The sequence below is a fragment of the Streptomyces solitudinis genome, from assembly GCF_036323765.1.
In the GTDB taxonomy this organism is placed as follows: Bacteria; Actinomycetota; Actinomycetes; order Streptomycetales; family Streptomycetaceae; genus Streptomyces.
Window position 1 is genome coordinate 413986 of the sequence record NZ_JAZDCW010000001.1, and the last position, 25292, is coordinate 439277.

The 25292-nt window shown below is 75.9% G+C and carries 23 protein-coding genes; 16 read left to right on the forward strand and 7 right to left on the reverse strand.

All coding sequences use genetic code 11. From position 1 onward, the window contains the following. Positions 1 to 216: 216 nt before the first annotated feature. Both V1J52_RS01610 and V1J52_RS01615 read right to left on the reverse strand, forming a co-directional pair. Positions 217 to 828: a nucleotidyltransferase family protein gene (locus tag V1J52_RS01610; RefSeq protein ID WP_330137689.1), complete on the reverse strand. Its 612-nt coding sequence runs from the start codon at positions 826 to 828 to the stop codon at positions 217 to 219. Between the two features lie 9 nt (positions 829 to 837). After that, positions 838 to 1122, reverse strand: a complete 285-nt coding sequence (locus tag V1J52_RS01615; protein ID WP_330137690.1) for a hypothetical protein — start codon at positions 1120 to 1122, stop codon at positions 838 to 840. Positions 1123 to 1504: 382 nt separating this feature from the next. Here V1J52_RS01615 and V1J52_RS01620 point away from each other — a divergent pair, with 382 nt between their 5' ends. Further along, positions 1505 to 1828 (forward strand): DUF5955 family protein, encoded by a 324-nt coding sequence (locus V1J52_RS01620; protein WP_330137691.1) that lies wholly within the window; start codon positions 1505 to 1507, stop codon positions 1826 to 1828. 47 nt (positions 1829 to 1875) lie between these two features. Here V1J52_RS01620 and V1J52_RS01625 read toward each other — a convergent pair whose 3' ends face one another. After that, positions 1876 to 2682, reverse strand: a complete 807-nt coding sequence (locus tag V1J52_RS01625; RefSeq protein WP_330137692.1) for an IclR family transcriptional regulator — start codon at positions 2680 to 2682, stop codon at positions 1876 to 1878. A gap of 318 nt (positions 2683 to 3000) precedes the next feature. Here V1J52_RS01625 and allB point away from each other — a divergent pair, with 318 nt between their 5' ends. From allB to V1J52_RS01670, 9 genes are all read left to right on the forward strand, one after another. Beyond that, complete coding sequence (gene allB, locus V1J52_RS01630) at positions 3001 to 4377, forward strand: allantoinase AllB (protein ID WP_330137693.1); 1377 nt, start codon at positions 3001 to 3003, stop codon at positions 4375 to 4377. Further along, entirely contained in the window at positions 4374 to 5513 is a 1140-nt protein-coding gene (alc, locus tag V1J52_RS01635) for an allantoicase (protein WP_330137694.1), read from the forward strand. Before allB ends, alc begins: the two co-directional genes overlap by 4 nt. A 224-nt stretch (positions 5514 to 5737) precedes the next feature. Then, the gene (locus V1J52_RS01640; protein WP_330137695.1) at positions 5738 to 6760 is read left to right on the forward strand and encodes a sugar ABC transporter substrate-binding protein; all 1023 of its coding nucleotides are present in this window, start codon (positions 5738 to 5740) and stop codon (positions 6758 to 6760) included. Positions 6761 to 6828: 68 nt separating this feature from the next. Beyond that, entirely contained in the window at positions 6829 to 7836 is a 1008-nt protein-coding gene (locus V1J52_RS01645; protein ID WP_330138092.1) for an ABC transporter permease, read from the forward strand. After that, a complete protein-coding gene (locus tag V1J52_RS01650; protein WP_330137696.1) occupies positions 7833 to 8660 on the forward strand; it encodes an ATP-binding cassette domain-containing protein in 828 nt (275 codons plus the stop codon). Before V1J52_RS01645 ends, V1J52_RS01650 begins: the two co-directional genes overlap by 4 nt. After that, positions 8660 to 9835, forward strand: a complete 1176-nt coding sequence (locus V1J52_RS01655; RefSeq protein ID WP_330137697.1) for an ROK family glucokinase — start codon at positions 8660 to 8662, stop codon at positions 9833 to 9835. The genes V1J52_RS01650 and V1J52_RS01655 overlap by 1 nt, the downstream gene beginning before the upstream one ends. After that, entirely contained in the window at positions 9832 to 10371 is a 540-nt protein-coding gene (locus V1J52_RS01660; protein WP_330137698.1) for a hypothetical protein, read from the forward strand. The genes V1J52_RS01655 and V1J52_RS01660 overlap by 4 nt, the downstream gene beginning before the upstream one ends. Before the next feature lie 113 nt (positions 10372 to 10484). After that, on the forward strand, positions 10485 to 11129 hold the full coding sequence (locus V1J52_RS01665) for an MBL fold metallo-hydrolase (RefSeq protein WP_330138093.1): 645 nt from the start codon (positions 10485 to 10487) through the stop codon (positions 11127 to 11129). Between the two features lie 33 nt (positions 11130 to 11162). Beyond that, a complete protein-coding gene (locus V1J52_RS01670) occupies positions 11163 to 11942 on the forward strand; it encodes an exodeoxyribonuclease III (protein WP_330137699.1) in 780 nt (259 codons plus the stop codon). Here the strand turns inward: V1J52_RS01670 and V1J52_RS01675 are convergent. Continuing rightward, positions 11939 to 13816, reverse strand: a complete 1878-nt coding sequence (locus V1J52_RS01675) for an SGNH/GDSL hydrolase family protein (RefSeq protein ID WP_443075679.1) — start codon at positions 13814 to 13816, stop codon at positions 11939 to 11941. The two genes, V1J52_RS01670 and V1J52_RS01675, sit on opposite strands and share 4 nt — an antisense overlap. Positions 13817 to 14005: 189 nt before the next feature. Here V1J52_RS01675 and V1J52_RS01680 point away from each other — a divergent pair, with 189 nt between their 5' ends. Both V1J52_RS01680 and V1J52_RS01685 read left to right on the forward strand, forming a co-directional pair. Then, on the forward strand, positions 14006 to 14446 hold the full coding sequence (locus V1J52_RS01680; protein WP_330137700.1) for a DUF6278 family protein: 441 nt from the start codon (positions 14006 to 14008) through the stop codon (positions 14444 to 14446). A 366-nt stretch (positions 14447 to 14812) separates the two neighbouring features. Continuing rightward, positions 14813 to 16114 (forward strand): hypothetical protein, encoded by a 1302-nt coding sequence (locus V1J52_RS01685; RefSeq protein WP_330137701.1) that lies wholly within the window; start codon positions 14813 to 14815, stop codon positions 16112 to 16114. Between the two features lie 77 nt (positions 16115 to 16191). On the opposite strand, the gene V1J52_RS01690 is transcribed toward V1J52_RS01685, so the two are convergent. After that, positions 16192 to 16938, reverse strand: coding sequence for an SIR2 family NAD-dependent protein deacylase (locus V1J52_RS01690; RefSeq protein ID WP_330137702.1), 747 nt, complete (start codon positions 16936 to 16938; stop codon positions 16192 to 16194). Between the two features lie 65 nt (positions 16939 to 17003). Here V1J52_RS01690 and V1J52_RS01695 point away from each other — a divergent pair, with 65 nt between their 5' ends. From V1J52_RS01695 to V1J52_RS01705, 3 genes are all read left to right on the forward strand, one after another. Then, positions 17004 to 18800 carry a gamma-glutamyltransferase family protein gene (locus V1J52_RS01695; RefSeq protein WP_330137703.1) on the forward strand — a complete coding sequence of 599 codons (1797 nt, stop codon included), beginning with the start codon at positions 17004 to 17006 and terminating at the stop codon, positions 18798 to 18800. A 61-nt stretch (positions 18801 to 18861) separates the two neighbouring features. Continuing rightward, complete coding sequence (locus tag V1J52_RS01700; RefSeq protein WP_330137704.1) at positions 18862 to 19716, forward strand: inositol monophosphatase family protein; 855 nt, start codon at positions 18862 to 18864, stop codon at positions 19714 to 19716. Positions 19717 to 19728: 12 nt separating this feature from the next. Continuing rightward, positions 19729 to 21141 carry a phytoene desaturase family protein gene (locus tag V1J52_RS01705; RefSeq protein ID WP_330137705.1) on the forward strand — a complete coding sequence of 471 codons (1413 nt, stop codon included), beginning with the start codon at positions 19729 to 19731 and terminating at the stop codon, positions 21139 to 21141. A gap of 43 nt (positions 21142 to 21184) precedes the next feature. Here the strand turns inward: V1J52_RS01705 and V1J52_RS01710 are convergent, their stop codons facing one another. Further along, positions 21185 to 23002 carry a BCCT family transporter gene (locus tag V1J52_RS01710; RefSeq protein WP_330137706.1) on the reverse strand — a complete coding sequence of 606 codons (1818 nt, stop codon included), beginning with the start codon at positions 23000 to 23002 and terminating at the stop codon, positions 21185 to 21187. A 198-nt stretch (positions 23003 to 23200) separates the two neighbouring features. Between V1J52_RS01710 and V1J52_RS01715 the strand changes: the two genes are divergently transcribed. Further along, entirely contained in the window at positions 23201 to 24337 is a 1137-nt protein-coding gene (locus V1J52_RS01715) for a glycerate kinase (protein ID WP_330137707.1), read from the forward strand. A gap of 128 nt (positions 24338 to 24465) precedes the next feature. Here the strand turns inward: V1J52_RS01715 and pssA are convergent, their stop codons facing one another. Then, on the reverse strand, positions 24466 to 25248 hold the full coding sequence (gene pssA / locus V1J52_RS01720) for a CDP-diacylglycerol--serine O-phosphatidyltransferase (protein ID WP_330138095.1): 783 nt from the start codon (positions 25246 to 25248) through the stop codon (positions 24466 to 24468). Between the last annotated feature and the right edge of the window lie 44 nt (positions 25249 to 25292).

The window sequence follows — 25292 nt, forward strand, 5'->3', positions numbered from 1 at the left end:
CGCCCTGCCACGCCGCTCCCGTGACGGGGAGGAACGGTGTCCGGGCCGCCGGGCTTCCGTGCTCGTGGTACACGCGTGCGGCACCCGGGCCACACACCCTTGCGCTTTCGGAGACTAGTTTCCTCATGGTGGAACTTCAATAGTTTGTTGATGTCGAGATGAACGACATCGAGAGAGGAGGGGGACGGTCCGGCGCCACCGCGGGACGGCGGCCCGTCACTCCAGCAGGGCCAGGTCCTGCGGGGTGTCGACGTCGGCCGGGTCCGCCACGTCCGCGCACTCCACCAGCGTCAGCGCCGCCGCGTGCTCCCGCAGGTAGGAGCGCGCGCCCCGGTCCCCGCTCGCGGTTCGCGCGACGCCGTCCCAGTGGGCCGCTCCGAGCAGCACCGGATGCCCGCGCCGCCCGCCGTAGGACGCGGCGGCCAGCGACGCCGGTCCCCGGTGCGCGGCCCGCACCCGGGCGACGGCCCGTGCGCCGACGCCCGGCTGGTCCACGAGGGCGACCAGCGCGGCGTCCGCGTCCGCGCGCCGGGCCAGCTCGTGCAGGCCGGCCCGCAGGGAGGAGCCCATGCCCGCACCCCACCCGGGGTTGTCCACCAGTACGCATCCGGTCAGGTCCGCCCGCTGCCGCACCTGCGCGGCCGAGGCGCCGAGCACCACGTACACCGGGTCGCAGCCGCCCCGGCGCACGACGTCCACCGCGTGCTCGACCAGTGGCCGCCCCCGGCGGGGCAGCAGTGCCTTGGGCCGTCCGCCCAGGCGCCGGCCGCCCCCGGCGGCCAGCACCAGTCCGGCCACCCGTCCCGCGTCCCGCGCGTCGCCGCTCATGCCACGACCCTACGAGCCGCTCCGTTCCTCCTCCCAGGTGAAGGCGGCCAGCCCGGTGCGCGAGGGCCCTCCGGTGCCGTGCGCCGATGCGCCGTCGCGCCCGGCGTCGTCGTGGCCCCCGAGGCGCGGACGGCGCGCGAGCCGCGCCACGAGCCGGGCGGCGGCCAGGGCGGCGGCCGTCAGCAGACCCACCAGGCACACCAGGCCGAGCACGAACAGGGCGACGCCCGCCAGGCCCCAGCCCACGAGGGAGGAGGCGATATCGATCGGATTGAGGCAACCGCATGCGTACATCAGGCCAGCGTTTCCGACCGCGGTCGCCTTCGCGCCCTTCGTGTCCGAATGGCGACCGGACCGCCGCCGCCCCGCGACCCGGGGCGTACGCCGGAGTGGAACGGCGCAGCGTACGCGCGTGCGGGCGCTGAAGCGTTTCTCCGCACACGTATCCCCCGTTCGGGGGAGCGCAGGGGCACGGGCCGTGTTGCGCGGGAGTGAGCCCCCGGCTGGTTTTGGCTTTCCGTATGGACGTATGAGCGGAGCGTGTCGTTAACTGTCTCCTCCCCGGCGCCCCTGGGTCACCGTGAAGGCGCACCGGGTGACAGATGCATGCGCGGACGAGGCCGTCTCACGGGTGGGGGCACACACGTTGCCAGGCGAGCGGATTGAACCGACAGCAGTGCGGAGCGGCGCACGGGCGACGCTGAGCCGGGCCGCGGACCCGCGTGTCGACGGCCTGCGCACGGCGGTGCTCCGGCTGCGCGGGAGACTGGCCGCCCACCCCGGCAGGCTCGCCGAGCCGGACCGGGCCGCCGCCGAGGAGCAGCTCGCCGCCCTCGCGGCCATGGCGGCCTCGGCCACCGTGGAGGTCACCGAACTGCGCCGTGCCCTCCTGCTCACCGTCGGCGCCCTCGGCTCCGTGAGCGCCCTGGCCGAGCCGCTGCGCGACCTGCGGCACGCCATCGGGCTGTTCGGTCCGCCCCCGGTCCGCCGGAGCATCTGACCCGCTCCGGCGCAGGGCCCGGGCCGCGGGCCCTGCCCGGCGCCCGGTCAGCCGCCGTTCGCGGGAGGCGGGGAGCTCGTGGCCAGCGCCGCCGACAGTTCGTGGGCGACTTCCTGGAGCAGCGGGACGATCCGGTCGGTCGCGGTGTCCGTGACGCGTCCGGCCGGGCCCGAGATGGAGATGGCGGCGGCCGTGGGGGAGTCGGGCACCGGGACCGCGATGCACCGGACGCCGATCTCCTGCTCGTTGTCGTCCAGCGCGTACCCGCGCTGCCGCGTCAGCTCCAGCGCCTCCAGGAACCCGTCCGGCGTGGTGATCGTCCGCTCGGTCGCTGCGGGCATGCCGGTGCGGGCCAGCAGCGAGCGGACCTCGTCGGGGGAGTGCCCGGCGAGCAGCGCCTTGCCCACGCCCGTGGAGTGCGGCAGGACGCGGCGGCCCACCTCCGTGAACATCCGCATCGAGTGCCGTGAGGGGACCTGCGCCACGTACACCGCCTCGTCGCCGTCCAGCAGCGCCATGTTCGCGGTCTCGCCGGTCTCCTCGACCAGGCGGGCCAGGTAGGGGCGGGCCCAGGTGCCCAGGAGCCGGGACGCGCTCTCCCCGAGCCGGATCAGCCGCGGGCCCAGCGCGTAGCGCCGGTTGGGCTGCTGGCGGACGTAGCCGCAGGCGACGAGCGTCCGCATCAGCCGGTGGATCGTCGGCAGCGGCAGCCCGCTGCTCCCGGACAGTTCGCTGAGACCCACCTCGCCGCCGGCGTCGGCCATCCGCTCCAGCAGGTCGAAGGCCCGCTCCAGGGACTGCACGCCCCCGGTCGCCGCGGGGGCGGCAGTGGTCTTGCGCTCGGACGGCGGCACGTCGCGTTTCCTTTCGGCCGGATGGGGCGCATGCTACCGGGCTGCCGGGGGGCCGGGTGTGCCGCCCGGGGCACCCGCCACGTGCGCTTATCGCCCGCGGGGAGGGTTTTGTCGCCCTGTCGCACACCCGCGCGGCGGGCGGCGGCGCGCTCCGCGCCGTCCGGTCCTCCATTTCACCCCTCGGTATCAGTATTCCATTTTGTGGAAACCTCCAAGAGTCGCCCCGAGGCGGACCGGTGCGGCCGACGGCCCTTGACGCCACCCGCGGGGAGATGAAAACTCGTTCAACAGAACGTTGAAACAGCTGAAGGAGGCCGGTTGACCGCCACCCCGTCCGCCCCACCCCCCGCGGCGGACCTCGTCCTGCGCTCGACGCGCGTCGTCACACCCGAGGGCACCCGGGCCGCGTCCGTCACCGTCACCGGCGGGCGCGTCACCGCCGTGCTGCCGCACGACACCCCGCCGCCGGACGGCACGGACGGCACCCGCGTGCTCGACCTCGGCGACGACGCGCTCCTGCCCGGCCTCGTCGACACGCACGTGCACGTCAACGACCCCGGGCGCACCGAGTGGGAGGGCTTCTGGACGGCGACGCGGGCCGCCGCGGCCGGTGGCGTCACCACCCTCCTGGACATGCCGCTCAACAGCCTGCCGCCCACCACCACCGCGGAGCACCTCGCGGTGAAGCGGGACGTCGCCCGCGACAAGGCGCACGTGGACACCGGGTTCTGGGGCGGCGCCGTCCCCGGCAACGTCCCCGCACTGCGCGCCCTGCACGACGCCGGGGTGTTCGGCTTCAAGTGCTTCCTGTCCCCCTCCGGGGTGGAGGAGTTCCCGCAGCTCGACGCCGACGGCCTCACGGCCGCGCTCACCGAGATCGCCTCCTTCGACGGCCTGCTCATCGTGCACGCCGAGGACCCGGCCCGCCTGGCGGACGCCCCGCCGCCGCGCGGCCCGCGCTACGCCGACTTCCTCGCCTCCCGGCCCCGCGCCGCCGAGAACGACGCCGTCGCCCGTCTCGTCGGCCTCGCGGCCCGGCTCGACGCCCGCGTCCACGTCCTGCACCTGTCCTCCGCCGACGCGCTCCCCCTGCTCGCCGCCGCCCGGCGGGACGGCGTCCGCGTCACCGCCGAGACGTGCCCGCACTTCCTCACCCTCACCGCCGAGGAGGTGCCTGACGGCGCGACGGAGTTCAAGTGCTGCCCGCCCATCCGCGAGCGGCGCAACCAGGACGCCCTGTGGGCCGGGCTCGCCGACGGCACCATCGACTGCGTCGTCTCCGACCACTCGCCGTGCACCGCCGACCTCAAGACGCCGGACTTCGGCAGCGCCTGGGGCGGCATCTCCTCGCTCCAGCTCGGACTGCCCGCCGTGTGGACCGAGGCCCGCCGCCGCGGCCACTGCCTGGCGGACGTCGTGCGCTGGATGTCCGCCGCCCCGGCCGCCCTCGCCCGCCTCGACGGCGTGAAGGGCGCCATCGCCCCCGGCCACGACGCCGACTTCGCCGTCCTCGCCCCCGAGGAGACCTTCACGGTCGATCCCGCCCGGCTGCACCACCGCAACCGGGTGACCGCCTACGCGGGCCGCACCCTGCACGGCGTCGTCCGCTCCACCTGGCTGCGCGGCGAGCAGATCACCGACCACGGCCGCACCCTCGGCAAGGCCGGACGACTCATCGAGAGGACCACCGCATGACCGCGGCGCACCACGAGGCACCCACCGCCCTCCCGCGCTTCACCGGCGACGCGCGCCCCTACGGCGGCGGCGACCCCTACGCCGACTACCGCACCGCCGACTTCCCGTTCGCCCACCTCGCCGACCTCGCCGACCGGCGGCTGGGCGCCGGCGTCATCGCCGCGAACGACGAGTTCTTCGCCGAGCGCGAGAACCTGCTGCTGCCCGGGCGCGCCGCGTTCGACCCCGGGCACTTCGGCCACAAGGGCAAGGTCATGGACGGCTGGGAGACCCGACGCCGCCGCGGCACGGTCGCCGCCGTCCCGCACCCGGCCGACGACGACCACGACTGGGCCCTGGTCCGGCTCGGCGCGCCCGGCGTCATCCGCGGCATCGTCGTGGACACCGCCCACTTCCGCGGCAACTACCCGCAGTCCGTCTCCGTCCAGGCGACCTCCGCGCCCGCCGCCGCCTCCCCCGGGGAACTGCTCGCCTCGGACGTGCGGTGGACCACACTCGTCCCGCGCACCCCCGTCGGGGGACACGCCGCCAACGGATTCGCCGTCGACGTCCCGCGGCGCTTCACCCACCTGCGCGTCAACCAGCACCCCGACGGCGGCATCGCCCGGCTGCGCGTGCACGGCGAGATCGTCCCCGACCCGGCCTGGCTCGCGGCGCTCGGCACGTTCGACGTGGTCGCGCAGGAGAACGGCGGCGCCGTCGAGGACGCCTCCGACCGCTTCTACTCCCCGGCCACCCACACCATCGCCCCCGGCCGCTCGCAGAAGATGGACGACGGCTGGGAGACCCGCCGCCGCCGCGACCGGGGCAACGACTGGATCGCCTACGCGCTCACCGCCCAGGCCCGCGTCCGGGCGGTCGAGATCGACACCGCCTGCCTCAAGGGCAACGCCGCGGGCTGGGCCGCCCTCGTCGGCAAGGACGGCCCGGACGGCGCGTGGACCGAACTGCTGCCGCGCACCCGGCTCCAGCCCGACACCGCGCACCGCTTCGTGCTGGCGGACGCCCCCGCGCTCACCCACGTCCGCCTGGACATCTTCCCCGACGGCGGCATCTCCCGGCTGCGCCTGTTCGGCTCCCTCACCGAGACCGGCGCCGCCGCGCTGGCCGCCCGCCACCGGCGGCTCGGCGGCTGACCCCGCTCCCGGCCCGCGCCCCGCTCCCGGCCCGCGCCCCGCTCCCGGCCCGCGCTCCCGCTGCTCGCGCCGGGAGCGCGGGGAGCGCGGGGAGGCCCGGCCCACGCGGAAGCCCGCCTGCGCCGCCCCCCGGCCGCCTCCACCGCACCCGGTGTCCCATACTTGTGCGGTTGGAAACGCCGAACCGGTGAGCGAAGGGCTGGACGCGAGTGGCCAGGGCCAGGATGCAAGCGAAGAGCGCGCGTGCGCGAGCGCGGACGGCGGTGGCCGTCGCGGGCCTCCTCGCGCTGGCCGTGCCGCTCGCCGGGTGCAGCAGCACCGGCGGGAAGCGCGCCGAGGAGGAACGGGCGCGGGCGGCCGCCGGCGGGCGGGCCGCGGTGGACACCCCGCGCTGGACGTTCGCAATGGTGACCCACTCCGGCGAGGGCGACACCTTCTGGGACATCGTCCGCTCGGGCGCCGAGCAGGCCGCCGTCAAGGACAACATCGAGTTCCTGTACTCCCACGACGAGGAGGCCGGACAGCAGGCCGAACTCGTCCAGGCCCGCATCGACCAGGACGTCGACGGCCTCGTCGTCTCCCTGGCCAAGCCGGACGCGATGGAGGCCGTCGTCCGCCGGGCCGTCGAGGCCGGGATCCCCGTCGTCACCGTCAACTCCGGGCAGGACCTCTCCAAGGGGTTCGGCGCCCTCGCCCACATCGGGCAGGACGAGACGACCGCGGGGCGGGCCGTCGGCGAGGAGCTGAACGAGCGCGGACGCACCAAGGCCGTCTGCGTGCTCCACGAACAGGGCAACATCGGGCACGAGGAGCGCTGCGACGGGGTGCGCGAGACCTTCGACGGCACCGTGGAGAACCTCTACGTCGAGGGCACCGACATGCCCTCCGTCCAGTCCTCCCTGGAGGCGGAGCTGCAAGCCGACACCGCGGTGGACGCCGTCGTCGCCCTCGGCGCCCCCTTCGCCGCCACCGCCGTGCGCGCCGCCGACCAGGCGGGCAGCGACGCGGAGATCGCCACGTTCGACCTCAACCCCGCCGTCGTCGCGGGACTGCGCGACGGCGGCATCGCCTTCGCCGTCGACCAGCAGCCCTACCTCCAGGGCTACCAGGCGGTGGACCTGCTGTGGCTGTACCGCTACAACGCCACCATGCTCGGCGGCGGCCAGCCCGTGCTGACCGGACCGCAGATCCTCACCCGCGAGGACGCCGACGCGCTGGCCGAGTACACCGCCCGGGGCACCCGGTGACGGCCGGCACCGCCACCGCGCGGCCGGGTCCGGCCGGCCCGGACGGGGCCGGCACCCCGGGCGGACGCCTGCCCCGGCGCCCGGGGCCGCGCGCGCTGCTGGCCCGCCCCGAGCTGGGCGCGGTCGTCGGCGCCGTCGCCGTCTTCGTCTTCTTCGCCGCCTGCGCCGACAGCTTCCTCAGCCCGGCCGGCCTGTCCACCGTCCTGTACGCGGCGTCCACCATCGGCATCATGGCGGTGCCCGTGGCGCTGCTGATGATCGGCGGCGAGTTCGACCTGTCCACCGGCGTCATGGTGACCAGCTCCGCGCTCGTCTCCTCGATGTCCAGCTACCAGATGACCGCCAACGTCTGGGTCGGTGTCGGGGTGTCCCTGCTGGTGACGCTCGCCTTCGGCCTGCTCAACGGCTGGCTCCTCGTCCGCACGAAACTCCCCAGCTTCATCATCACGCTCGGCACCTTCCTCATGCTCACCGGCGTGAACCTGGGCGCCACCAAGCTCATCTCCGGCACCGTCTCCACCAAGACCATCGCCGACATGGAGGGCTACACCAGCGCCCGCGCCCTGTTCGCCTCCCAGCTGACGCTCGGCGACGACCTCCGCGTGCGGGTGACGATCCTGTGGTGGCTCGCCCTGGTCGCCCTGGCCACCTGGGTGCTGCTGCGCACCCGGGCGGGGAACTGGATCTTCGCGGTCGGCGGCAGCGCGGAGGCCGCGCGGGCCGTCGGCGTCCCAGTCGCCAGGACGAAGATCGGGCTGTACCTGGGCGTCGCCCTGTGCGCCTGGATCTCCGGCCAGCACCTGCTGTTCATGTACGGCGTCGTCCAGTCGGGCCAGGGCGTCGGCAACGAGCTGATCTACATCGCCGCCGCCGTCATCGGCGGCTGCCTGCTCACCGGCGGCTACGGCTCGGCGGCCGGTGCCGCCGTCGGCGCGCTGATCTTCGGCATGACGAGCAAGGGCATCGTCTACGCCCAGTGGGACCCGAGCTGGTTCAAGTTCTTCCTCGGCGCCATGCTGCTGCTCGCCACGCTGCTCAACGCCTGGATCCGACGCCGTGCGGAGGCCGCCCGATGACCGCTGCGACGACACCCCGCGACGAGCGGGACCCGCAGGACCCGCCGCTCCTGGCCCTGAACGGCGTCGGCAAGTCCTACGGCACCGTGCGGGCGCTGGAGGGCGTCTCGCTCACCGTGCGCGCGGGCACCGTCACCTGCGTGCTGGGCGACAACGGCGCGGGAAAGTCGACCCTCATCAAGATCATCTCCGGGCTGCACCGGCACGACGGCGGAAGCTACCGCGTCGACGGCCGCCCGGTACGCCTGTCCTCCCCGCGCGAGGCGCTGGACCGGGGCATCGCCACCGTCTACCAGGACCTGGCCGTCGTGCCGCTCATGCCGGTGTGGCGCAACTTCTTCCTCGGCTCCGAGCGCTCCCGCGGGCGGGGCCCGTTCCGCCGCCTGGACACGGCGGGGATGCGCGAGGCCACCCGCGAGGCGCTGGCCGGCATGGGCATCCACCTGCGCGACGTCGACCAGCCCATCGGCACCCTCTCCGGCGGCGAGCGGCAGTGCGTGGCGATCGCCCGCGCCGTGCACTTCGGCGCCCGCGTCCTCGTCCTGGACGAGCCGACGGCCGCGCTCGGCGTCAAACAGGCCGGAACCGTGCTCCGGCACGTCGCCGCGGCCCGGGACGCGGGACTCGGCGTCGTCCTCATCACCCACAACCCGCACCACGCGCACCTCGTCGCCGACCGTTACCTGCTCCTCAAGCGCGGCGCCCCGGCCGGCTCCCACGCACGCGGGGAGATCACCCTCGACGAACTGACCCGGCAGATGGCGGGCGGCAGCGAGCTGGACGAACTCCGCCACGAGTTGCGGGGTGAGGCACAATCGTCGTGATGAGTACGTACCGCGACCGCACGTCCCACGACTCCACGCGGGCCACCATGCTGCGCACGGTCGCAGGCCGCGGCAGCGTCGCCACCCGCGAACGCCGCTCGCACCTGTCCGCGCCGCGCGTGCCGACCGTGGGCATCGACATCGGCGGCACGAAGGTGATGGCCGGGGTGGTGAACGCCGACGGCACCATCGCGGAGCAGATCCGCACCGAGACCCCCGACCGCTCCAAGAGCCCCAAGGTGGTCGAGGACGTCATCACCGAACTCGTCCTGGACCTCTCCGACCGGCACGACGTGCACGCCGTCGGCATCGGCGCGGCCGGATGGGTGGACTCCGACCGCTCCCGCGTCCTGTTCGCCCCGCACCTGTCCTGGCGGGACGAACCGCTGCGCGACGCGCTCCAGGCCCGGCTCGCCGTCCCGGTCATGGTCGACAACGACGCCAACACCGCCGCCTGGGGCGAGTGGCGCTTCGGCGCCGGGCAGGGCGAGGACCACCTCGTCATGATCACCCTGGGCACGGGCATCGGCGGGGCCATCCTGGAGGACGGCCGCGTCAAGCGGGGCAAGTACGGGGTGGCCGGGGAGTTCGGGCACATGCAGGTCGTCCCCGGCGGCCACCGCTGCCCCTGCGGCAACCGCGGCTGCTGGGAGCAGTACAGCTCGGGCAACGCCCTGGTCCGCGAGGCCCGGGAACTGGCGCTGGCCGACTCGCCGGTCGCCCACCACCTCATCGAGCGCGTCGGCGGCCGCGCCGCGGACGTCACCGGGCCGCTCATCACCGACCTCGCCCGCGAGGGCGACGCCATGTGCGTCGAACTGCTCGGCGACATCGGCCGCTGGCTCGGCATCGGGCTCGCCAACCTGGCCGCCGCCCTCGACCCGTCCTGCTTCGTCATCGGCGGCGGCGTGAGCGCCGCCGACGACCTGCTCATCGGCCCGGCGCGGGAGTCCTTCCGCCGCCACCTGACCGGGCGCGGCTACCGCCCCGAGGCCCGCGTCGTCCGCGCCCGGCTCGGCCCGGAGGCGGGCATGGTCGGCGCCGCGGACCTCGCCCGGCTCGTCGCCCGCCGGTTCCGCCGCGCCACCCGCCGCCGCCTGGAGCGGTACGAGCGCTACGAGCGGGCCGCGGCCCAGCTCGGACTCGCCCCGCGTACCCGGGAGGGGGCCCGGTGACGTCCCCCGCCGCCCCCCGCGTCCGCCCGCGCCGCCGCTGGCTGACCGCCCTCGTCGTCGTCGTGCTCATCTCCGTGCCCGCCGTGTACCTCGTGGTGTCCGCCCAGCAGAGCCGCGAGAGCGGCAAGGACAAGCAGGCCACGGCCGCCGCAACGGGGCTCGTCTGGGAGTGGCCCAGCAAGGCCACCCGGCGCATCTACGAGGTGGACATCCCGCCGCACTCCACGTACGTGGCCCACTACGAGGAGAACAGCTGGGAGCGCAGCTCCCTGTACGTGCAGTTCCGCACCTCGCCCGAGGGCCTGGACGCCTTCCTGGCCGGGCTCGGCCGCACCCGCGACGCCCTGGAGCCCGGCACGGACCCGGTGACCCCCGGGCAGGCGGGCACCGTCGGCTGGGACCTGGAGCGGTCCGGCCGCCACTACGCGGGCACGACCGTGGAGCTGCCCGGCGCACGGCCGCAGCTGGCGCTCACCGTGGACCTCACCAAGCCCGAGCGCCCCCACGTCCACGCCGTCTCCACCGCCTCCTTCTGACCCCCGCCGGCCGAACCCGCCAGCCCGCGGACGCGCCGCCCCCGCTTCCGCCGGCGCGTGGGGGTTCCGGTGGGCGTGGTGGGCACCATGGGGGCATGACTGGTACCACTGGCATGCGACTGACGAAGCACGGCCACGCCTGCGTGCGCCTCGAACGCGACGGGCGCACGCTCGTCATCGACCCGGGCGCGTTCAGCGAGAGCGACGCCGCCGCCGGGGCCGACGCGATCCTCGTCACCCACGAGCACCCCGACCACTTCGACGAGGGGCGGCTGCGGGCGGCGCTGGAGGCGCGCCCCGACGCCGCGCTGTGGGCGCCGCGCGCCGTCGCCGGGGCGCTGACCGCCGCCTTCCCGGGCCGGGTGCACACCGTCGGCGACGGCGACGTCTTCGAGGCCGCCGGGTTCCCGGTGGAGGCGCACGGCGAGCTGCACGCCGTCATCCACCCCGACCTCCCCCGCGTCGCCAACACCGGCTACCTGGTGGACGGGTCCGTCTTCCACCCGGGTGACGCGCTCACCGTGCCGCACCGCCGGGTGCGGACACTGCTGCTGCCGCTCCAGGCGCCCTGGAGCAAGTTCTCCGAGATCGTGGACTACGTGCGCGAGGTCGCCCCCGAGCGGGCCTACGACGTCCACGACGGGCTGCTGTCGGAGCAGGGCGTGCCGGTGTACGAGCGGATGTTCGGACCGGCCGGGCCGGGCATCGGCGCGACCGAGCACCTGCGGCTGGCCCCCGGGGAGTCCGCGCAGGTGTGAGGGGTGTCGGTGCGGCCCGGTAGGTTGGACGCCATGCGCATCGCCACCTGGAACGTCAACGGCATCAACCCGCGGCTGGAGCGGCTGCTCGCCTGGCTGGAGGGCAGCGCCCCGGACGTTCTGTGCCTCCAGGAGCTGAAGTGCACCGCCGCCCAGTTCCCGGCCGCCGCGCTGCGGGAGGCCGGGTACGAGGCGGCGGTGGACGCCGACGGGCGGTGGAACGGCGTCGCCGTGCTCTCCCGCGTCGGCATCGAGGAGCCGCTCACCTCGCTCCCCGGCGCGCCCGGGTTCGACGGCGTCCGGGAGCCCCGCGCGGTGGCCGCCGTCTGCGCCGGGGTGCGGGTGTGGTCGGTGTACGTGCCCAACGGCCGCGAGGTGGACCACCCGCACTACGCCTACAAGCTGCGGTGGCTGGAGGCGCTGCGCGAGACGGCGCGGACCGAGGCGGGCGGCGAGCGCCCGTTCGCCGTCCTGGGCGACTTCAACATCGCCCCCACCGACGCGGACGTCCACGACATCGCCGCCTTCGAGGGCGCCACCCACGTGACCGGGCCCGAGCGGGCCGCGCTGGCGGCACTGCGCGACACGGGCCTGGACGACGTGTACCCGCGGCCGCTCAAGTACGACGTCCCGTTCACCTACTGGGACTACCGCCAGCTCTGCTTCCCCAAGAACCGGGGCATGCGCATCGACCTCGTCTACGGCAACGCCCCCTTCCGCGCCGCCGTGTCCGACGCCTACGTGGACCGGGAGGCCCGCAAGGGCAAGAGCCCCTCCGACCACGCCCCCGTCGTGGTCGACCTGGAGCCCTAGCGTCCCGGCGGCACGAGCAGCCGCAGGTCCACCGAGTGGGCCACCGCCCGCAGCCCGGCGTCCCCCGGGTGCAGGTGGTCCCCGCTGTCGTAGGCGGGCAGCAGCCGGTGCGGCGCGGCCGGGTCGCGCAGGACGGCGTCGAAGTCGAGCACGGCGTCGAAGACGCCGCCGTTGTCGCGGACGAAGGCGTTCACCGTGCGCCGTTCCCGGTCCATCGCCGCCGTGCAGTCCGGCCAGCCGCCGCAGGGCGAGACCGTCGCGCCCACCACGCGCAGCCCCCGGGCCCGGGAGCGTTCGGCGATGGCCCGCATCCCCGCGATCACGTCCTGCGCGGACGTGCCCGCGCGCAGGTCGTTGACGCCCTCGAACAGCACCACCGTGCGCACCCCCGGCTGGGCGAGCACGTCGCGCTCCAGCCGGTGCTGGGCGCTGACGCCGCCGGCGTCGTTGCTCACCCCGTCACCCGGGTAGCGGTCGGTGACGATGCGGTTGGCCGAGATGCCGTGGTTGAGGACGCCGTAGGCCGGCACGCCGCTGACCCCGCCCGCGCGCAGCCGTTCGGCGAGCACGTCGGGCCAGCGCCGGTTGGCGCCCACCGTGGAGTCCTCCCCGGCCGTGATCGAGTCGCCGAGCGTCACGACGCTGCCGGGTCCGCCCGCGACGTCCACGCCGGTCAGGAACGGCCAGCTCGTCAGTTCCGCGCGGTAGCCGGTGGCGCCGGTGGCGCGGGTGAGGTCGCCCGCGCCGTCGGCGGAGGCGTACGAGCGCTGCATCGCGAAGGTGTTCACCGGCGCCGCCGTCACCGTGCCCGGCAGGTGGAGGCTGACGAGGAGGTCACCGCCCGCGGGCACCGTGAAGTCCACCGGGTCGCTGACGGCCCGCGCGCCCGCGGGGATGCGGACGCCGGGCCGCTCGCCGAAGGACAGCGGCACGGGTGCGGACACCGCCTGCGCGCCCGAGCGGCGCACCGCGACGGAGGCGGCGGCGATCTCCACGGGGGCGGCGGCGAAGGTGTTGGCCAGCCGCACCCGGGCCGTCGTGCCGCCCGCGCTGGCGTGCACGACGAGCCGCAGCGTGCGGTCCTTCCAGGGCCCCACCGCGCGGTAGCCGCCGGTGCTGGTGGCCCAGGTGCCCGTCCACCCGGACGTGCCGGAGTGCCACGCGGCGTCGAAGACGTGCAGGTCGGCGTCCGGGCCGGGGTCGGCGGGCAGTTGGACCGAGCGGACCTCGGCGCCCTCGCGCACGGGCACCGGCACGGTCACCGCGTACAGCCGGGTCCGCTCCGTCCGCTGCCCGGCGGGGGTGTTGCGGTGCGGCAGCGCCACCGCCTTCGTGGCCAGCGGTCCGCCCCGCCAGTCGCCCGCGGTCAGCGTGTACCGGGCTGTGGAGCCGTCGCTGTAGTGGACCGTGCCGTGGCCGGTGGCCTCGCGGGCCGCGCCCGACGGCGAGCTGGCGGCCACCAGGAACGACAGCGGCCCGCCCGTGCCGCGCAGCGCGACGTGCTGCCCGTCGGCGCGCACGTTGTCGGGGGCGCCGGGGGCGGCGCGGGGCGCCCGCAGCGGCGCCCCGTCCAGGTCCAGCGTCCGGCCCGGCGTCCAGCCGGCGGCGCGCAGGTCCTGGGCGGAGAAGGAGTTGCCCGCGCCGTCGAAGTCGGCGGCGGCGGGGTCGGCGTCGTCGCTGACGCCCCGGTTGTCGAAGTGGCGCGCGAGGGGCAGGGCCTGCGGCACGGCGACCGGGCCGCGCACGTCCCGCGCGGCGGCGTCCCGCGCGGCGGACGGGACGGAGGCGGCGGTGACGGGCACGGCCGCCGTGCTGAGGGCCAGTCCGATCAGCAGGACCGGCAGGCGCCGGGAGTTCCACCAGCGGTTGCGCACGGTTAGCCCCTTCCGCTCACTGCGGGACGACGTCGGCGGTCGAGCACACGGGATACAGGAAAGCGCGGCCGGGCGTCGGCGGGAAGACGGCGTGGCGGCCGCCGGGTGTCCATCCGGCCACGCCCGGCGGGGGCGCCGGCGCCGCGCGCCTGTGGTGCTCGCCGACGGTGTAGTGCGACCCTGAACGGCATGAACATCTCCTTCCTGGACAACTGGCGCAAGCGTCACCGGATGTCCCGTGGCATGGCGGTGTACCGCCCCGGGCCGGGAGACCCGGAGGGCCTCGCGCGGCTGCTGTCGGATTTCGAGCTGCTGCGGGCCCAGGCGGCGGGCGACGGCGTCGAACTCGACGGGAGCGCCGCGTCGCTGGAGGCGCTCGACCAGTTGCTCCCGCTGTGGCGGGACGACTCCGAGACCCTCAGCCGGCTGGGTAACGACGCCGGACTGTATCTGGGCACGGTCGTCATCCGGACGGTCCGGGGGGCGCGCTGGCAGCTGTGGCCGAACGGCAGGCCCGTGGTGGTGCTCCCGTCCGGCCGGGCGCTGGACGTGGTGACGGCGGGTCAGGAGTGGGCGGCGGGCGGGACGCCCGGGCTGATCCAGAGCTACGCGGAGGCCGCGGAGGGCTGAGCGCGGGGGCCGGACGCGGCACGCGGACGCCCCGGGTCGCGGCCCGCGGTGCCACCTGGGGTTCTGTCCGGCGGAGCACCACGCGGTGAACACGCACGGTCCGCTGCCCAGCGGGTGAGGACCGCCGTGTGACCTGGGACGTCCCGGTGTGCTCCACCGTCGGCCGGGCAGCCCACCAGCGCGCCGCGGTCATAGCGCCGGGCCAGCCCGTCACACGATGTGGCGGCGAGGCAGCCGCCGGCCGGGCGGCGTCATCGGGGCGCGGACACCGGTCACGGCCGCCAACTCCCCTGCCGACAACGGGAAACGGCGTCTTAGCGTCCGCGTAACACGGTGCGTAACACGCCGGGTGTGGGATGGGCGGCCATGACCGAAGGGCTCGCAGCGCACCGACTTCCCGACGCGGTGGCGGTCTTCGCGGCCGAACTCCGCTCCCTCCTCACGTTCCTCGACCCCGCGACCGGCTGGTACGGGGTCTTCGCCCAGCGTGATCCCGCGGGACTGCGCGCTTGCCTGGACGGCCGCGACGTCCCGCCCTGGGACGTGGTCGACGCCCTGCTCCACGACCTCGCCGCCCGGCCCGGCGACGCGGAACCGGCCCGTCTCGCCGCCCGGCTGCGCGCGCGGTACACGGACGCCGTCGCCGCCCACGACCGCGGCGGGGGAGCCCGCGCCGTCCTCGCGGACCGGCTGGAGGCGATGGAGGCCACCCGGGAGAAGGCGCGCCGACGCGTGGGGGACCTGACGGCGGCCTTCGCGGCGGCGCAGTCGGCCGGGCACACCGCGCGCGCCGAACGGTTCGCCGCCGACCTGGCCTGGACGCGCGACGACCTGGACCGGGCCGCCGCCCGCTGCACGGAGCTGCGCGCCCGCCTGGACGCGCTCCCCGCCCCGCCGCCCGTGCGGGAACCAGCCCCCGCCCCGCCGCCCGTGCGGGACGACCCGGGCACGGCCCGCCCGGTCCGGCGGCCCGCCAGGCCCCGGCCGCGCGGCGCCCGGTTCGCCGGGCTGGAGGACGTCGCCGTCCGCGCCCCGGCCCCGGCGGCGCCCCGCACGGGCCCGCCGCCGCGCGGCGCCCGGTTCGCCGGTGCGCTCGGAGCAGAGGAGGCCCCGCCCCCGGCTCCCCGGACCCCGCCACCGGTTCCCGAGGAGCTGCGGGCGGCCGTCGGACAGACGGCGGCCCGCCTCGCCCGGCTGCGGGCCGAGGGGCAGGGCGGACCGGCGCACGCCCTGCTGTGCGCGTGCGCGGCCGGTCCCGCCGAGCGGCTCCCGTTACTGGCTGATGCGCTCGAACGGACCGGGCTGGCCCCGGACGTCGGCGTCCTGCTGTGGGAGGCGGCCCGCCTGGCGCCTGAGCCGCTCGCCGCCGCCGCCGGGGCGCTCGCCGACGCCGGGCGGCACCACGACTGCGCCCGGCTGCTGCGGCAGGGCGTCGCCCGTCCCGTCGAGGAGGTCGCCGCGACGGCGCTGGCGCTCGTGCGCGACGGACGGCGGCAGGAGGCCACCACCGTACTCGCGGCACTGGTGCGTGCCAGGAGCCCGCAGGAGGCCGCAGCCGTCGCGGCGGCCGGGCCGCGGGATCTGCCGCCGCTGCTGGCCGCCGCGGCCGGCACCGTCTCCGCGCAGCACCGCCGCGACGTCGAGGCCGCCCTCGCCCGCGCCTCCTGACGCGGGGCGCGTCCGCCCCGCCGGCCCCGCGCCGGCCCCGCGCCGGCCCCGCGCCGGCCCCGCGCGGGGCCGGCGGTTCAGGCCGTGCGCAGCCGCGCCAGCAGGGCCGGCAGGGCGGTGCCGATCGGCTCGCGGACCAGTTCTTCGGCCAGTTCGTCGTACGGCGTCGGCTCGGCGTTCACGATGACCAGCCGGGCGCCGTGCTCGGCGGCCGTCCCCGCCAGCGAGGCGGCGGGCTGCACGGTCAGGCTCGTGCCGACCGCGACGAACACCTCGCACGCCCGCGCGACGGCCAGCGCCCGGCCCAGCACCTTCCGGTCCAGGCTCTGCCCGAACATGACGGTGGCGGACTTCAGGACGCCGCCGCACAGCAGGCACGCCGGGTCCGGTTCGCCCGCCTCGACGCGGGCCAGCGCCTCGGCCATCGGGGTGCGGGCGCCGCAGCCGGTGCACACCACCGACCGCGACGAGCCGTGCAGCTCCAGCACCGCGCCGTCCGGCATCCCGGCGAGCTGGTGCAGCCCGTCGGTGTTCTGCGTGAGGACGCGGACGGGCACCCCCGAGCGGGCCAGCTCCGTGATCGCGGTGTGCGCCGCGTTGGGGCGGGCCCGCCACGCGGGGGACTCCGCGCGCATCCGCCAGGAGCGGCGCCTGATCTCCGGGTCGGACATGTAGGACCCGTAGGTGACGAGCTTCTCCGCCTCCGGATCGCGCCGCCACAGCCCGTTGGGCCCCCGGTAGTCAGGGATGCCGGAGTCGGTGGAGATCCCCGCGCCGCTCAGGATCGCCACCTGCGGCCCCGGTGGCCGCTCGCCGCTGCTCATGGGGGCGCAGCCTACGCGCCGCCGGGCCTGGAGCCGGGGCGGACGTCTGGCCTACGCTCCGCACCATGTTCACCACCCGCCCCACCCTCCAGGGCACCTTCGGCATGGCCTCCAGCACCCACTGGCTCGCCTCCCAGTCGGCGCTGGCCGTGCTGGAGGAGGGCGGGAACGCCTTCGACGCCGCCGTCGCCGCCGGTTTCGTGCTGCACGTCGTCGAACCGCACCTGTGCGGCCCGGCGGGGGAGGTGCCCGTCATGCTCGCGCCCGCCGGGAGGCCGGTGCGGGTGCTGTGCGGGCAGGGCGTGGCCCCGGCGGGCGCGAGCATCGCGCACTACCGCTCGCTCGGCCTGGACCTGGTGCCCGGCACCGGCCCGCTGGCCGCCGCCGTGCCGGGCGCGTTCGACGCGTGGCTGCTCCTGCTGCGGGACTGGGGCACCTGGCCGCTGGAGCGCGTCCTGCGGTACGCCATCGGCTACGCCGAGCACGGCCATCCGCCGGTGCCGCAGCTCACCGCGACCGTGGAGCGGGTCCGCGAGGTGTTCACCACCGAGTGGACGGCGTCGGCCGAGGTCTACCTGCCCGGCGGACGGCCCCCGCGCCCGGGGAGCCTGTTCGCCAACCCCGCGCTCGCCGTGACCTGGCGGCGTGTGCTGGCCGAGGCCGCCGCCGCGGGGCCCGGCCGCGAGACGCGGATCGAGGCGGCCCGCCGGGTGTGGCGGGAGGGCTTCGTCGCCGAGGCCCTGCTGCGCGCCGCCGCGCGCCCCACCCTGGACACCTCGGGCGAGCGGCACACTGGCACCCTGACCGGGGACGACCTCGCCCGCTGGTCCGCGCACTACGAGGAACCGGTCACCTTCGACTGGCGGGGCTGGACGGTGTGCAAGGCCGGGCCGTGGACGCAGGGCCCGGCGATGCTCCAGCAGCTCGCGCTGCTGCCTGGCTCCCTGGAGTACGGCACCCCCGACTACGTCCACACCCTCATCGAGGGCACCAAGCTCGCCATGGCCGACCGGGAGGCGTGGTACGGCGACGCCGGGGGACCGGACGCCGTGCCCCTGGCCGCGCTGCTGTCCCCCGGCTACAACGCCGCCCGCCGCGCGCTCGTCGGCGACACCGCGTCCCGCGAGCTGCGGCCGGGCAGCCCCGAAGGGCGCACGCCCCGCCTCGCCCCACACGCGCGGGCCGTGGCGGCGGGCGCCCCCGCGCCGGACGGCGCCGCCGGGGCCGGTGAGCCGACCGTCGCGCCCGACGGCTCGGTGCGCGGCGACACCTGCCACCTGGACGTGGTGGACCGCTGGGGCAACATGGTCAGCGCCACCCCCAGCGGCGGCTGGCTCCAGTCCAACCCCGTCGTCCCCGGGCTCGGCTTCCCGCTCGGCACCCGGCTCCAGATGACGTGGCTGGAACCGGGACTGCCCGCGTCCCTCACCCCGGGCCGCCGCCCGCGCACCACGCTGACGCCCTCGCTGGCGCTGCGCGGCGGCGAACCCGTCCTGGCGTTCGGCACCCCCGGCGGCGACCAGCAGGACCAGTGGCAGACGCACTTCTTCCTCGCCGCCGCGCTGCGCCCCCCGGTACGCGGCGGGCTCGACCTCCAGGGGGCCATCGACGCGCCGAACTGGCACACCGAGTCCTTCCCCTCCTCCTTCTTCCCGCGCGGCATGAGCCCCGGCGCCGTCGTCGCCGAGGAGCGGATGCCCGCGCGGACGGTGGCCGCCCTGCGGGCCCGCGGCCACGCGGTGACGCTCGGACCGCCCTGGTCGGAGGGGCGGCTGTGCGCGGTGGCCCGCGACCCGGAGAGCGGTCTGCTCAGCGCCGCCGCCAACCCGCGCGGCATGCAGGGCTACGCCGTCGGACGCTGACCGGCGTGCGGTGGTGCCGACCGGGCGGAGCGGCGCCCTGGCCGCGTGGTTGGATGGACCGATGATCGACGCAGCGCTCACAGCCGGGGTCGAGGCCGCCGTCCGCAAGGCCGCCGCCGAGGAAATCATGCCGCGCTGGCGGCAGCTCGCCGACGAGGACGTGACGCAGAAGGCCGGACCGCACGACCTGGTCACCATCGCCGACCGCCGGGCGGAGGCGCATCTGGCGGCCACGCTGCCCGCCCTGCTGCCGGGCTCCGCGTTCGTCGGCGAGGAGGGCGTCCACGCCGACCCGGGCATGCTCGCGGCGCTGGGCGGCGACGCGCCGGTGTGGATCGTCGACCCGGTGGACGGCACCCGGCAGTTCGTGCGCGGCGAGGACGGCTTCGCCACCCTGGTCGCGCTCGCGCACCGGGGCGAGCTGCTGGCCTCGTGGACGTACCTGCCCGTCCGCGACGTCATGGCCACGGCCCGGCGCGGCGGCGGGGCCCTGCTGGACGGCCGCCCGCTGCGTTCCGGCCAGCCGTCCCCCGGCGCGGTGCTGGAGGTGGCCACCGACCACCCCGACTACGTCGAGGAGGAGCGCCTGCGGCCCCTGCTGCGGCTGCGCACCCCCGGCGTCGCGCCCCGGCCCTGCGGTTCGGCGGGCCTGGAGTACCTGCACGTGGCCACCGGCGCGCTGGACGCCATCGCCTTCGGCTGGGAGAACGCCTGGGACCACGCGGCCGGTCTGCTGCTGGTGACCGAGGCGGGCGGAGCCCACGCCACCGCCGACGGGGGCACCTTCGACGTCACCGGGCACAACGCCCTGCCGTTCGCCGCCGCCCGTGACGAACCGACGCTGCGGCGTATCCTCTCCCTGCTGGCCGGACCGGATCCCGAAGAGGCGCAGGGCCTTCGACCGGGACGAGGGTGAGGGGGTGGCGACGTGCCGTCCGTGTGTGACGCCGTAGTGGTGGGGGCCGGGCCGAACGGGCTGACGGCCGCCGTGGAACTGGCACGGCGCGGCCTGCGCGTCGAGGTCTTCGAGGCGGCGGACACCGTGGGCGGGGGCGCCCGCACCGAGGAGCTGACGCTGCCCGGCTTCCGGCACGACCCCTGCTCCGCCGTGCACCCGCTCGGCGCGGGCTCGCCCGCCTTCCGGCGCATGCCCCTGGAACGCCACGGCCTCACCTGGCTCCACCCCGACCTGGCCATGGCCCACCCCTTCCCCGACGGCAGCGCCGTTCGCCTCGCCGCGTCGGTGGGGGAGACGGCCATGTCGCTCGGCCCCCGGGACGCGGGCACCTACCGGCGGCTCGTGGCCCCCTACACCGGGCGGTGGGACACCCTGGCCGCCGACTTCCTGAAGGTGCCCTGGGACGGGCTGCCCAAGGGCCCGCTCACCCTCGCCCGGTTCGGGCTCACCGGCCTGCTGCCCGTCACCGCGCTGCTGCGCCGCTTCCGCGACGAGAAGGCCAGGGCCCTGTTCGCGGGGCTGGCCGCCCACGTCATGGCGCCGCTGACCACGAACGCCACCTCCGGGATCGCCATGGTTTTCGCGCTGGCCGCGCACGCGCACGGCTGGCCGGTCGCCAAGGGCGGCTCCCAGGCCGTCTCTGACGCCCTCGCCGGATACCTGGCGTCCCTCGGCGGCACGGTGCACACGGGGGTGGAGGTCAGGAGGCTGGACGAGCTGCCGCCCGCCCGCGCCTACCTGTTCGACACCTCGCCCACCGCGCTGGCCCGCATCGCCCAGCTCGGCCGCGCCTTCAGCCGCTTCCGCTACGGCGCCGCCGCCTTCAAGGTCGACTACGCGCTGGACGGCCCGGTGCCGTGGACGAGCCCGGACGCCCGCCGCGCCGGAACCGTCCACCTCGGTCCGACCAGCGGCGAGATCGGCACGGCGCTGCACGACGCGGTACGGGGCCGGGCGCCGCGGGTGCCCTTCCTCGTCACCGCGCAGCCCGGCGTGGCCGACCCCGGGCGCGCCCCGGAGGGCAAGCACGTCTACTGGGCGTACGGGCACGTGCCGAACGGCTTCGACGGCGACCTCACCGACGCGGTCGAACGGCAGGTCGAGCGCTTCGCCCCCGGCTTCCGGGACCTGGTGCTGGCCCGCGCCGTCTCGGGGCCCGCCGAACTGGCCGCCCGCAACGCCAACTACGTCGGCGGCGACATCGCCTGCGGCGCCTTCACCGGGCTCCAGGCGCTGCTGCGTCCGCGGCTCGCCCGCGTCCCGTACGCCACCGCCCACCCGGCGGTGTTCCTGTGCTCCTCGGCCGCCTGGCCCGGCCCCGGCGTGCACGGCATGTCCGGCCACAACGCGGCCAAGGCGGTGTGGCGCGCCCTGCGCCGCTGAGGGCCGCCGGTCCCGGGCCCGCCCCTGGGCACCGGGCACCAGATCAGCGCGGCCGGTCCGGCCCCGGCTCGCCCGGCCCGGGGCCGTCCTCGCCCCGCCCGGGAGCGGACCCGCCCCGCTCGGCCGTGCTCCCGCCCGGCTGCTCGCCGTCTCCGGGCCCCCGGGCCGCAGTCTTCGCGGTCCGCCGCAGCCGCGGGTGCCGGGTGGTCTGCTCGCTGACCGCCTCACCCACCATGATCCGCAGCGCGTCGCGCAGCCCGTGCAGTGCCTGGTGCCGCCCCGGCCCGGCGCCCGGGTCGTCGCGCAGCTCCCGCAGCAGCGCCCAGCACATCGCCAGCAGCACGACGACGAACGGCAGCGCCACCAGGATCGTGCCCGACTTCAGCGCGTCCAGGCCGCCCGCCAGCAGCAGCACGGCCGCCACCGAGGACATCAGCACACCCCAGGTGACCACCAGCCAGCTCCTGGGGTGCAGGGCACCCCGGCTGGAGAGCGAGCCCATCACCAGGGAGGCGGAGTCGGCGCTGGTGATGAAGTACGTCATCACCAGCAGCATGGCGACGACGGAGGTGAGCGTGCCCAGCGGCAGGGCCTCCAGCAGTGAGAACAGCGACGCCTCCACCCCGTCGTCCAGCGGCGCCGACAGGTCCGCCTGCCCGGTGGAGTCCATCCGCATCGCGCTGCCGCCCATCACGGAGAACCAGGCGATGCTGGCCCCCGCGGGCACCAGCAGCACGCCGACCAGGAACTCCCGCACCGTGCGGCCGTGCGAGATGCGTGCGAGGAACGTGCCGACGAACGGGGCCCAGGACATCCACCACGCCCAGTAGAAGACCGTCCACGCCCCGAGCCAGGAGTCGTTGCCGAACGCGCCGGTGCGCGATGACATGACCAGCAGTTCCTGGAGGTAGGTGCCGACGCCCGCGGGGATCGCGTTGAGGATGTAGACGGTGGGGCCGACCAGGAAGATGAACACCATCAGGGTGCCGGCCAGGACGATGTTGATGCTGCTCAGCCACTTGACGCCCTTGTGCAGCCCGGTGAAGGCGGAGACGACGAAGGCCGCCCCCAGCACCGCGATGACCAGCAGCTCCAGGTACTCCGTCTCGGCGATGCCGGCCGTCAGGTTGAGGCCCTTGGCCACCTGGATGGCCCCCAGCCCCAGGCTGGTCGCCGTGCCGAAGACGGTGGCGAACACCGCGAGCAGGTCGATCAGCCGCCCCGGCCAGCCCGTGGCGTTGCGGGCGCCGAGCAGGGGCACGAAAACCGAGCTGACCTGGTTGCCCCGGCCCTTGCGGAACGTGGCGTAGGCGAGCCCGAGACCGGTGATGCCGTAGATCGCCCACGGGTGCAGCGCCCAGTGGAAGAAGGAGTGCTCCAGCGCGACCCGCTGCGCGCCGTCGCTGCGCGGCTCGACACCGGCGAACGGCGGCGGGTCCAGGTAGTGGGTGAGCGGCTCGCCGACGCCGTAGAACATCAGGCCGATGCCCATGCCCGCGCTGAACATCATGGCGATCCACGCCAGGTTGTTGAACTCCGGTTCGTCGCCGTCCCGGCCCAGCCGGATGCGGCCGAAGCGGCTGAGGGCGATGTAGACGCACAGCACCAGGAAGATGTTGGCGCCGATCATGAACAGCCAGCTGAAGTTCCGCAGCACCCAGGCGAGCGCGTTGGTGGTGGCCGAGGAGAACGAGTCCCGGCCGAGCGCGGCCCAGGCCACGACGACGAGCACGGCGACGACGCCGATGGCCACGACGGTCAGGTCCGGTGCCGGGTCCTGGCGGGACGGCCCGCCTTCGGTGGACTCAGGGGGCGGCGGAGACGCCGAGGACGCCGAGGAGGAGGTCGAGACCGGGCTCATGCTGCCCCACTATGGAATCCTCTGGGGTTTTTGTCCGTGCGGCGCGCCGGGCGCCTCCACCACCGGACGGCCGGGACGGCCGACGGCGGGGCGGTGTCGGACGCGGACAGGCGGGGATGGGGATGGCCCGGTCCGCCGGTGGCCGGATAGGGTCACCACCGGCGCGACTGCCCGTTCGACAGCAAGGGACCGGACCGTATGACGCATACAGGGCGCGTGCTGATCGCCGCGGACAAGTTCAAGGGCTCGCTCACGGCCGTCGAGGTCGCCCGGCACGTGAGTGCCGGGCTCCGCCGGGCCCGCCCGCACCTGGAGGTCGAGGCGCTGCCGGTCGCGGACGGCGGCGACGGCACGGTCGCCGCGGCCGTGGCGGGCGGCTTCACGCGCCACGAGGCCACCGTCACCGGACCGCTGGGCTCCCCGGTGACGGCCGCGTACGCGCTGCGCGAGGGCACGGCCGTCGTGGAGATGGCCGAGGCGTCCGGGCTGCAACGGCTGCCCGAGGGCGTCTTCGCCCCCCTGGCGGCCACCACCCGCGGCACCGGGGAACTGCTCCTCGCGGCGATCGGTGCCGGAGCGACGACGGTCGTGCTCGGCGTCGGCGGCTCCGCCACGACGGACGGCGGCGCCGGGATGCTCCAGGCCCTCGGGGCGCGCTTCCTCGACGCGCGGGGAGCCCCGCTCCCGCCCGGCGGCGGGCCGCTGCGCGAACTGGCGCACGCCGACCTCAGCCGCCTGGACCCCCGGCTCGCCGGGGTCGAGATCGTCCTCGCCAGCGACGTCGACAACCCCCTCACCGGCCCGAAGGGGGCCGCGGCCGTGTACGGCCCGCAGAAGGGCGCCTCGCAGGGCGACGTCGAGGCCCTGGACGCGGCGCTCGCGCACTACGCCCGGGTGCTGGAGGAGTCCGTGGGGCCGCGGGCCGCCGAGTGCGCGCTGCGGCCCGGCGCAGGCGCGGCCGGCGGCGTCGGCTACGGCGCCCTGGTGGGGCTGCGCGCCGCGTTCCGGCCGGGCATCGAGGTCCTGCTCGACGTGCTGGGCTTCGCCCCGGCGCTGGAGCGCGCGGACCTGGTGATCACCGGCGAGGGGTCCATGGACGCCCAGACGCTGCACGGCAAGGCGCCCGCGGGTGTGGCGGCGGCGTGCCGGGCGGCGGGCGTCCCGGTGGTGGCCGTGTGCGGGCGCCTGGCGATCGACGAGGCCGCCGTGCGCGCCGCGGGCATCGAGGCGGTGTACCCGCTGACGTCGATCGAGCCGGACACGGCACGGTGCATCGCGGAGGCCGGGCCGCTGCTGGAGCGGATCGCCGGACGCCTGGCGGCGGACCGGCTCTGACGGCGCCCTGAGCGCCCCCGGACGCGACCGGGGGAAGCGGGGCTGTCCCGGGGACGGGGACGGGGACGGGGCCGGAGACGACGGACGCCGGACGGGCAGAGGGCCCGTCCGGCGTCCGAGGGGAAGCGTCAGCTCTGCGCGGCGGCGCGGGCCTCCCGCCGGCCCACCCGGATGGTGTTCACCCGCCGGGCCGTGGCGAACAGCGGGATCACCGCGCCCAGCACGAGCTGGAGCGCACAGCCGGTCTGGAGCAGCAGCTCGCCGCCCGGCGTGCCCAGGGCCCAGGCCGCCAGCATGCCCATGGCCACGACGATCCAGCCGAGCATGGCGATGGCCAGCAGGCCGCGCGGCTTGGGGTACTCCACCCGGCTCACCATCAGCCACGCCGTGCCGACGATCGCCAGCAGCGTCGGGACGAAGGGCAGCTCCAGGAGCACGATGGACACGACCGTCAGGGCCCCGAAGGGGCTCGGCATGCCCTGGAAGATGCCGTCGCGCAGGGTGACGCAGGAGAACCTGGCCAGCCGCAGCACCACGGCGAGCAGGACCACGATCGCGGCCAGCGCTCCCACGTGCTGGTGGGCGTCGTTGGCGACCATGCCCCACACCAGCACGAAGTAGGCGGGCGCCAGTCCGAAGCTGATGAGGTCGGAGAGGTTGTCCAGCTCCGCGCCCATCGCCGAGCTGCGCAGCTTGCGCGCCACGATGCCGTCGAACAGGTCGAAGATCGAGGCGAGCAGCATGAGCATGACGGCGGTCGCGGCGCTGTGCCGGGCCATGCCGCCGTCCCCCTCACCGGTGAGGTGCGGGATCAGGACGCCGGTGGTGGTGAAGTACACCGCCATGAATCCGCAGGTCGCGTTGCCCAGCGTCAGGGCGTCGGCGATCGACAGCCGCGTGGACAGCGGCATCTCGTCGTCGGCGTCGTCCTCCAGGCTCCACCCTGCGGCGGGCC

What these genes read in the sequence shown, in the direction of transcription:
- V1J52_RS01695 (WP_330137703.1), top strand. Translation starts at nt 17,004, where the DNA reads ATGTTCACCACCCGCCCCACCCTCCAGGGCACCTTCGGCATGGCCTCC.
- V1J52_RS01685 (WP_330137701.1), top strand. Translation starts at nt 14,813, where the DNA reads ATGACCGAAGGGCTCGCAGCGCACCGACTTCCCGACGCGGTGGCGGTC.
- V1J52_RS01610 (WP_330137689.1), bottom strand. Translation starts at nt 828, where the DNA reads ATGAGCGGCGACGCGCGGGACGCGGGACGGGTGGCCGGACTGGTGCTG.
- V1J52_RS01680 (WP_330137700.1), top strand. Translation starts at nt 14,006, where the DNA reads ATGAACATCTCCTTCCTGGACAACTGGCGCAAGCGTCACCGGATGTCC.
- V1J52_RS01650 (WP_330137696.1), top strand. Translation starts at nt 7,833, where the DNA reads ATGACCGCTGCGACGACACCCCGCGACGAGCGGGACCCGCAGGACCCG.
- V1J52_RS01700 (WP_330137704.1), top strand. Translation starts at nt 18,862, where the DNA reads ATGATCGACGCAGCGCTCACAGCCGGGGTCGAGGCCGCCGTCCGCAAG.
- V1J52_RS01670 (WP_330137699.1), top strand. Translation starts at nt 11,163, where the DNA reads ATGCGCATCGCCACCTGGAACGTCAACGGCATCAACCCGCGGCTGGAG.
- V1J52_RS01690 (WP_330137702.1), bottom strand. Translation starts at nt 16,938, where the DNA reads ATGAGCAGCGGCGAGCGGCCACCGGGGCCGCAGGTGGCGATCCTGAGC.
- V1J52_RS01665 (WP_330138093.1), top strand. Translation starts at nt 10,485, where the DNA reads ATGCGACTGACGAAGCACGGCCACGCCTGCGTGCGCCTCGAACGCGAC.
- V1J52_RS01715 (WP_330137707.1), top strand. Translation starts at nt 23,201, where the DNA reads ATGACGCATACAGGGCGCGTGCTGATCGCCGCGGACAAGTTCAAGGGC.
- V1J52_RS01640 (WP_330137695.1), top strand. Translation starts at nt 5,738, where the DNA reads ATGCAAGCGAAGAGCGCGCGTGCGCGAGCGCGGACGGCGGTGGCCGTC.
- alc (WP_330137694.1), top strand. Translation starts at nt 4,374, where the DNA reads ATGACCGCGGCGCACCACGAGGCACCCACCGCCCTCCCGCGCTTCACC.
- V1J52_RS01710 (WP_330137706.1), bottom strand. Translation starts at nt 23,002, where the DNA reads ATGAGCCCGGTCTCGACCTCCTCCTCGGCGTCCTCGGCGTCTCCGCCG.
- V1J52_RS01615 (WP_330137690.1), bottom strand. Translation starts at nt 1,122, where the DNA reads ATGTACGCATGCGGTTGCCTCAATCCGATCGATATCGCCTCCTCCCTC.
- V1J52_RS01655 (WP_330137697.1), top strand. Translation starts at nt 8,660, where the DNA reads ATGAGTACGTACCGCGACCGCACGTCCCACGACTCCACGCGGGCCACC.
- pssA (WP_330138095.1), bottom strand. Translation starts at nt 25,248, where the DNA reads ATGCCGCTGTCCACGCGGCTGTCGATCGCCGACGCCCTGACGCTGGGC.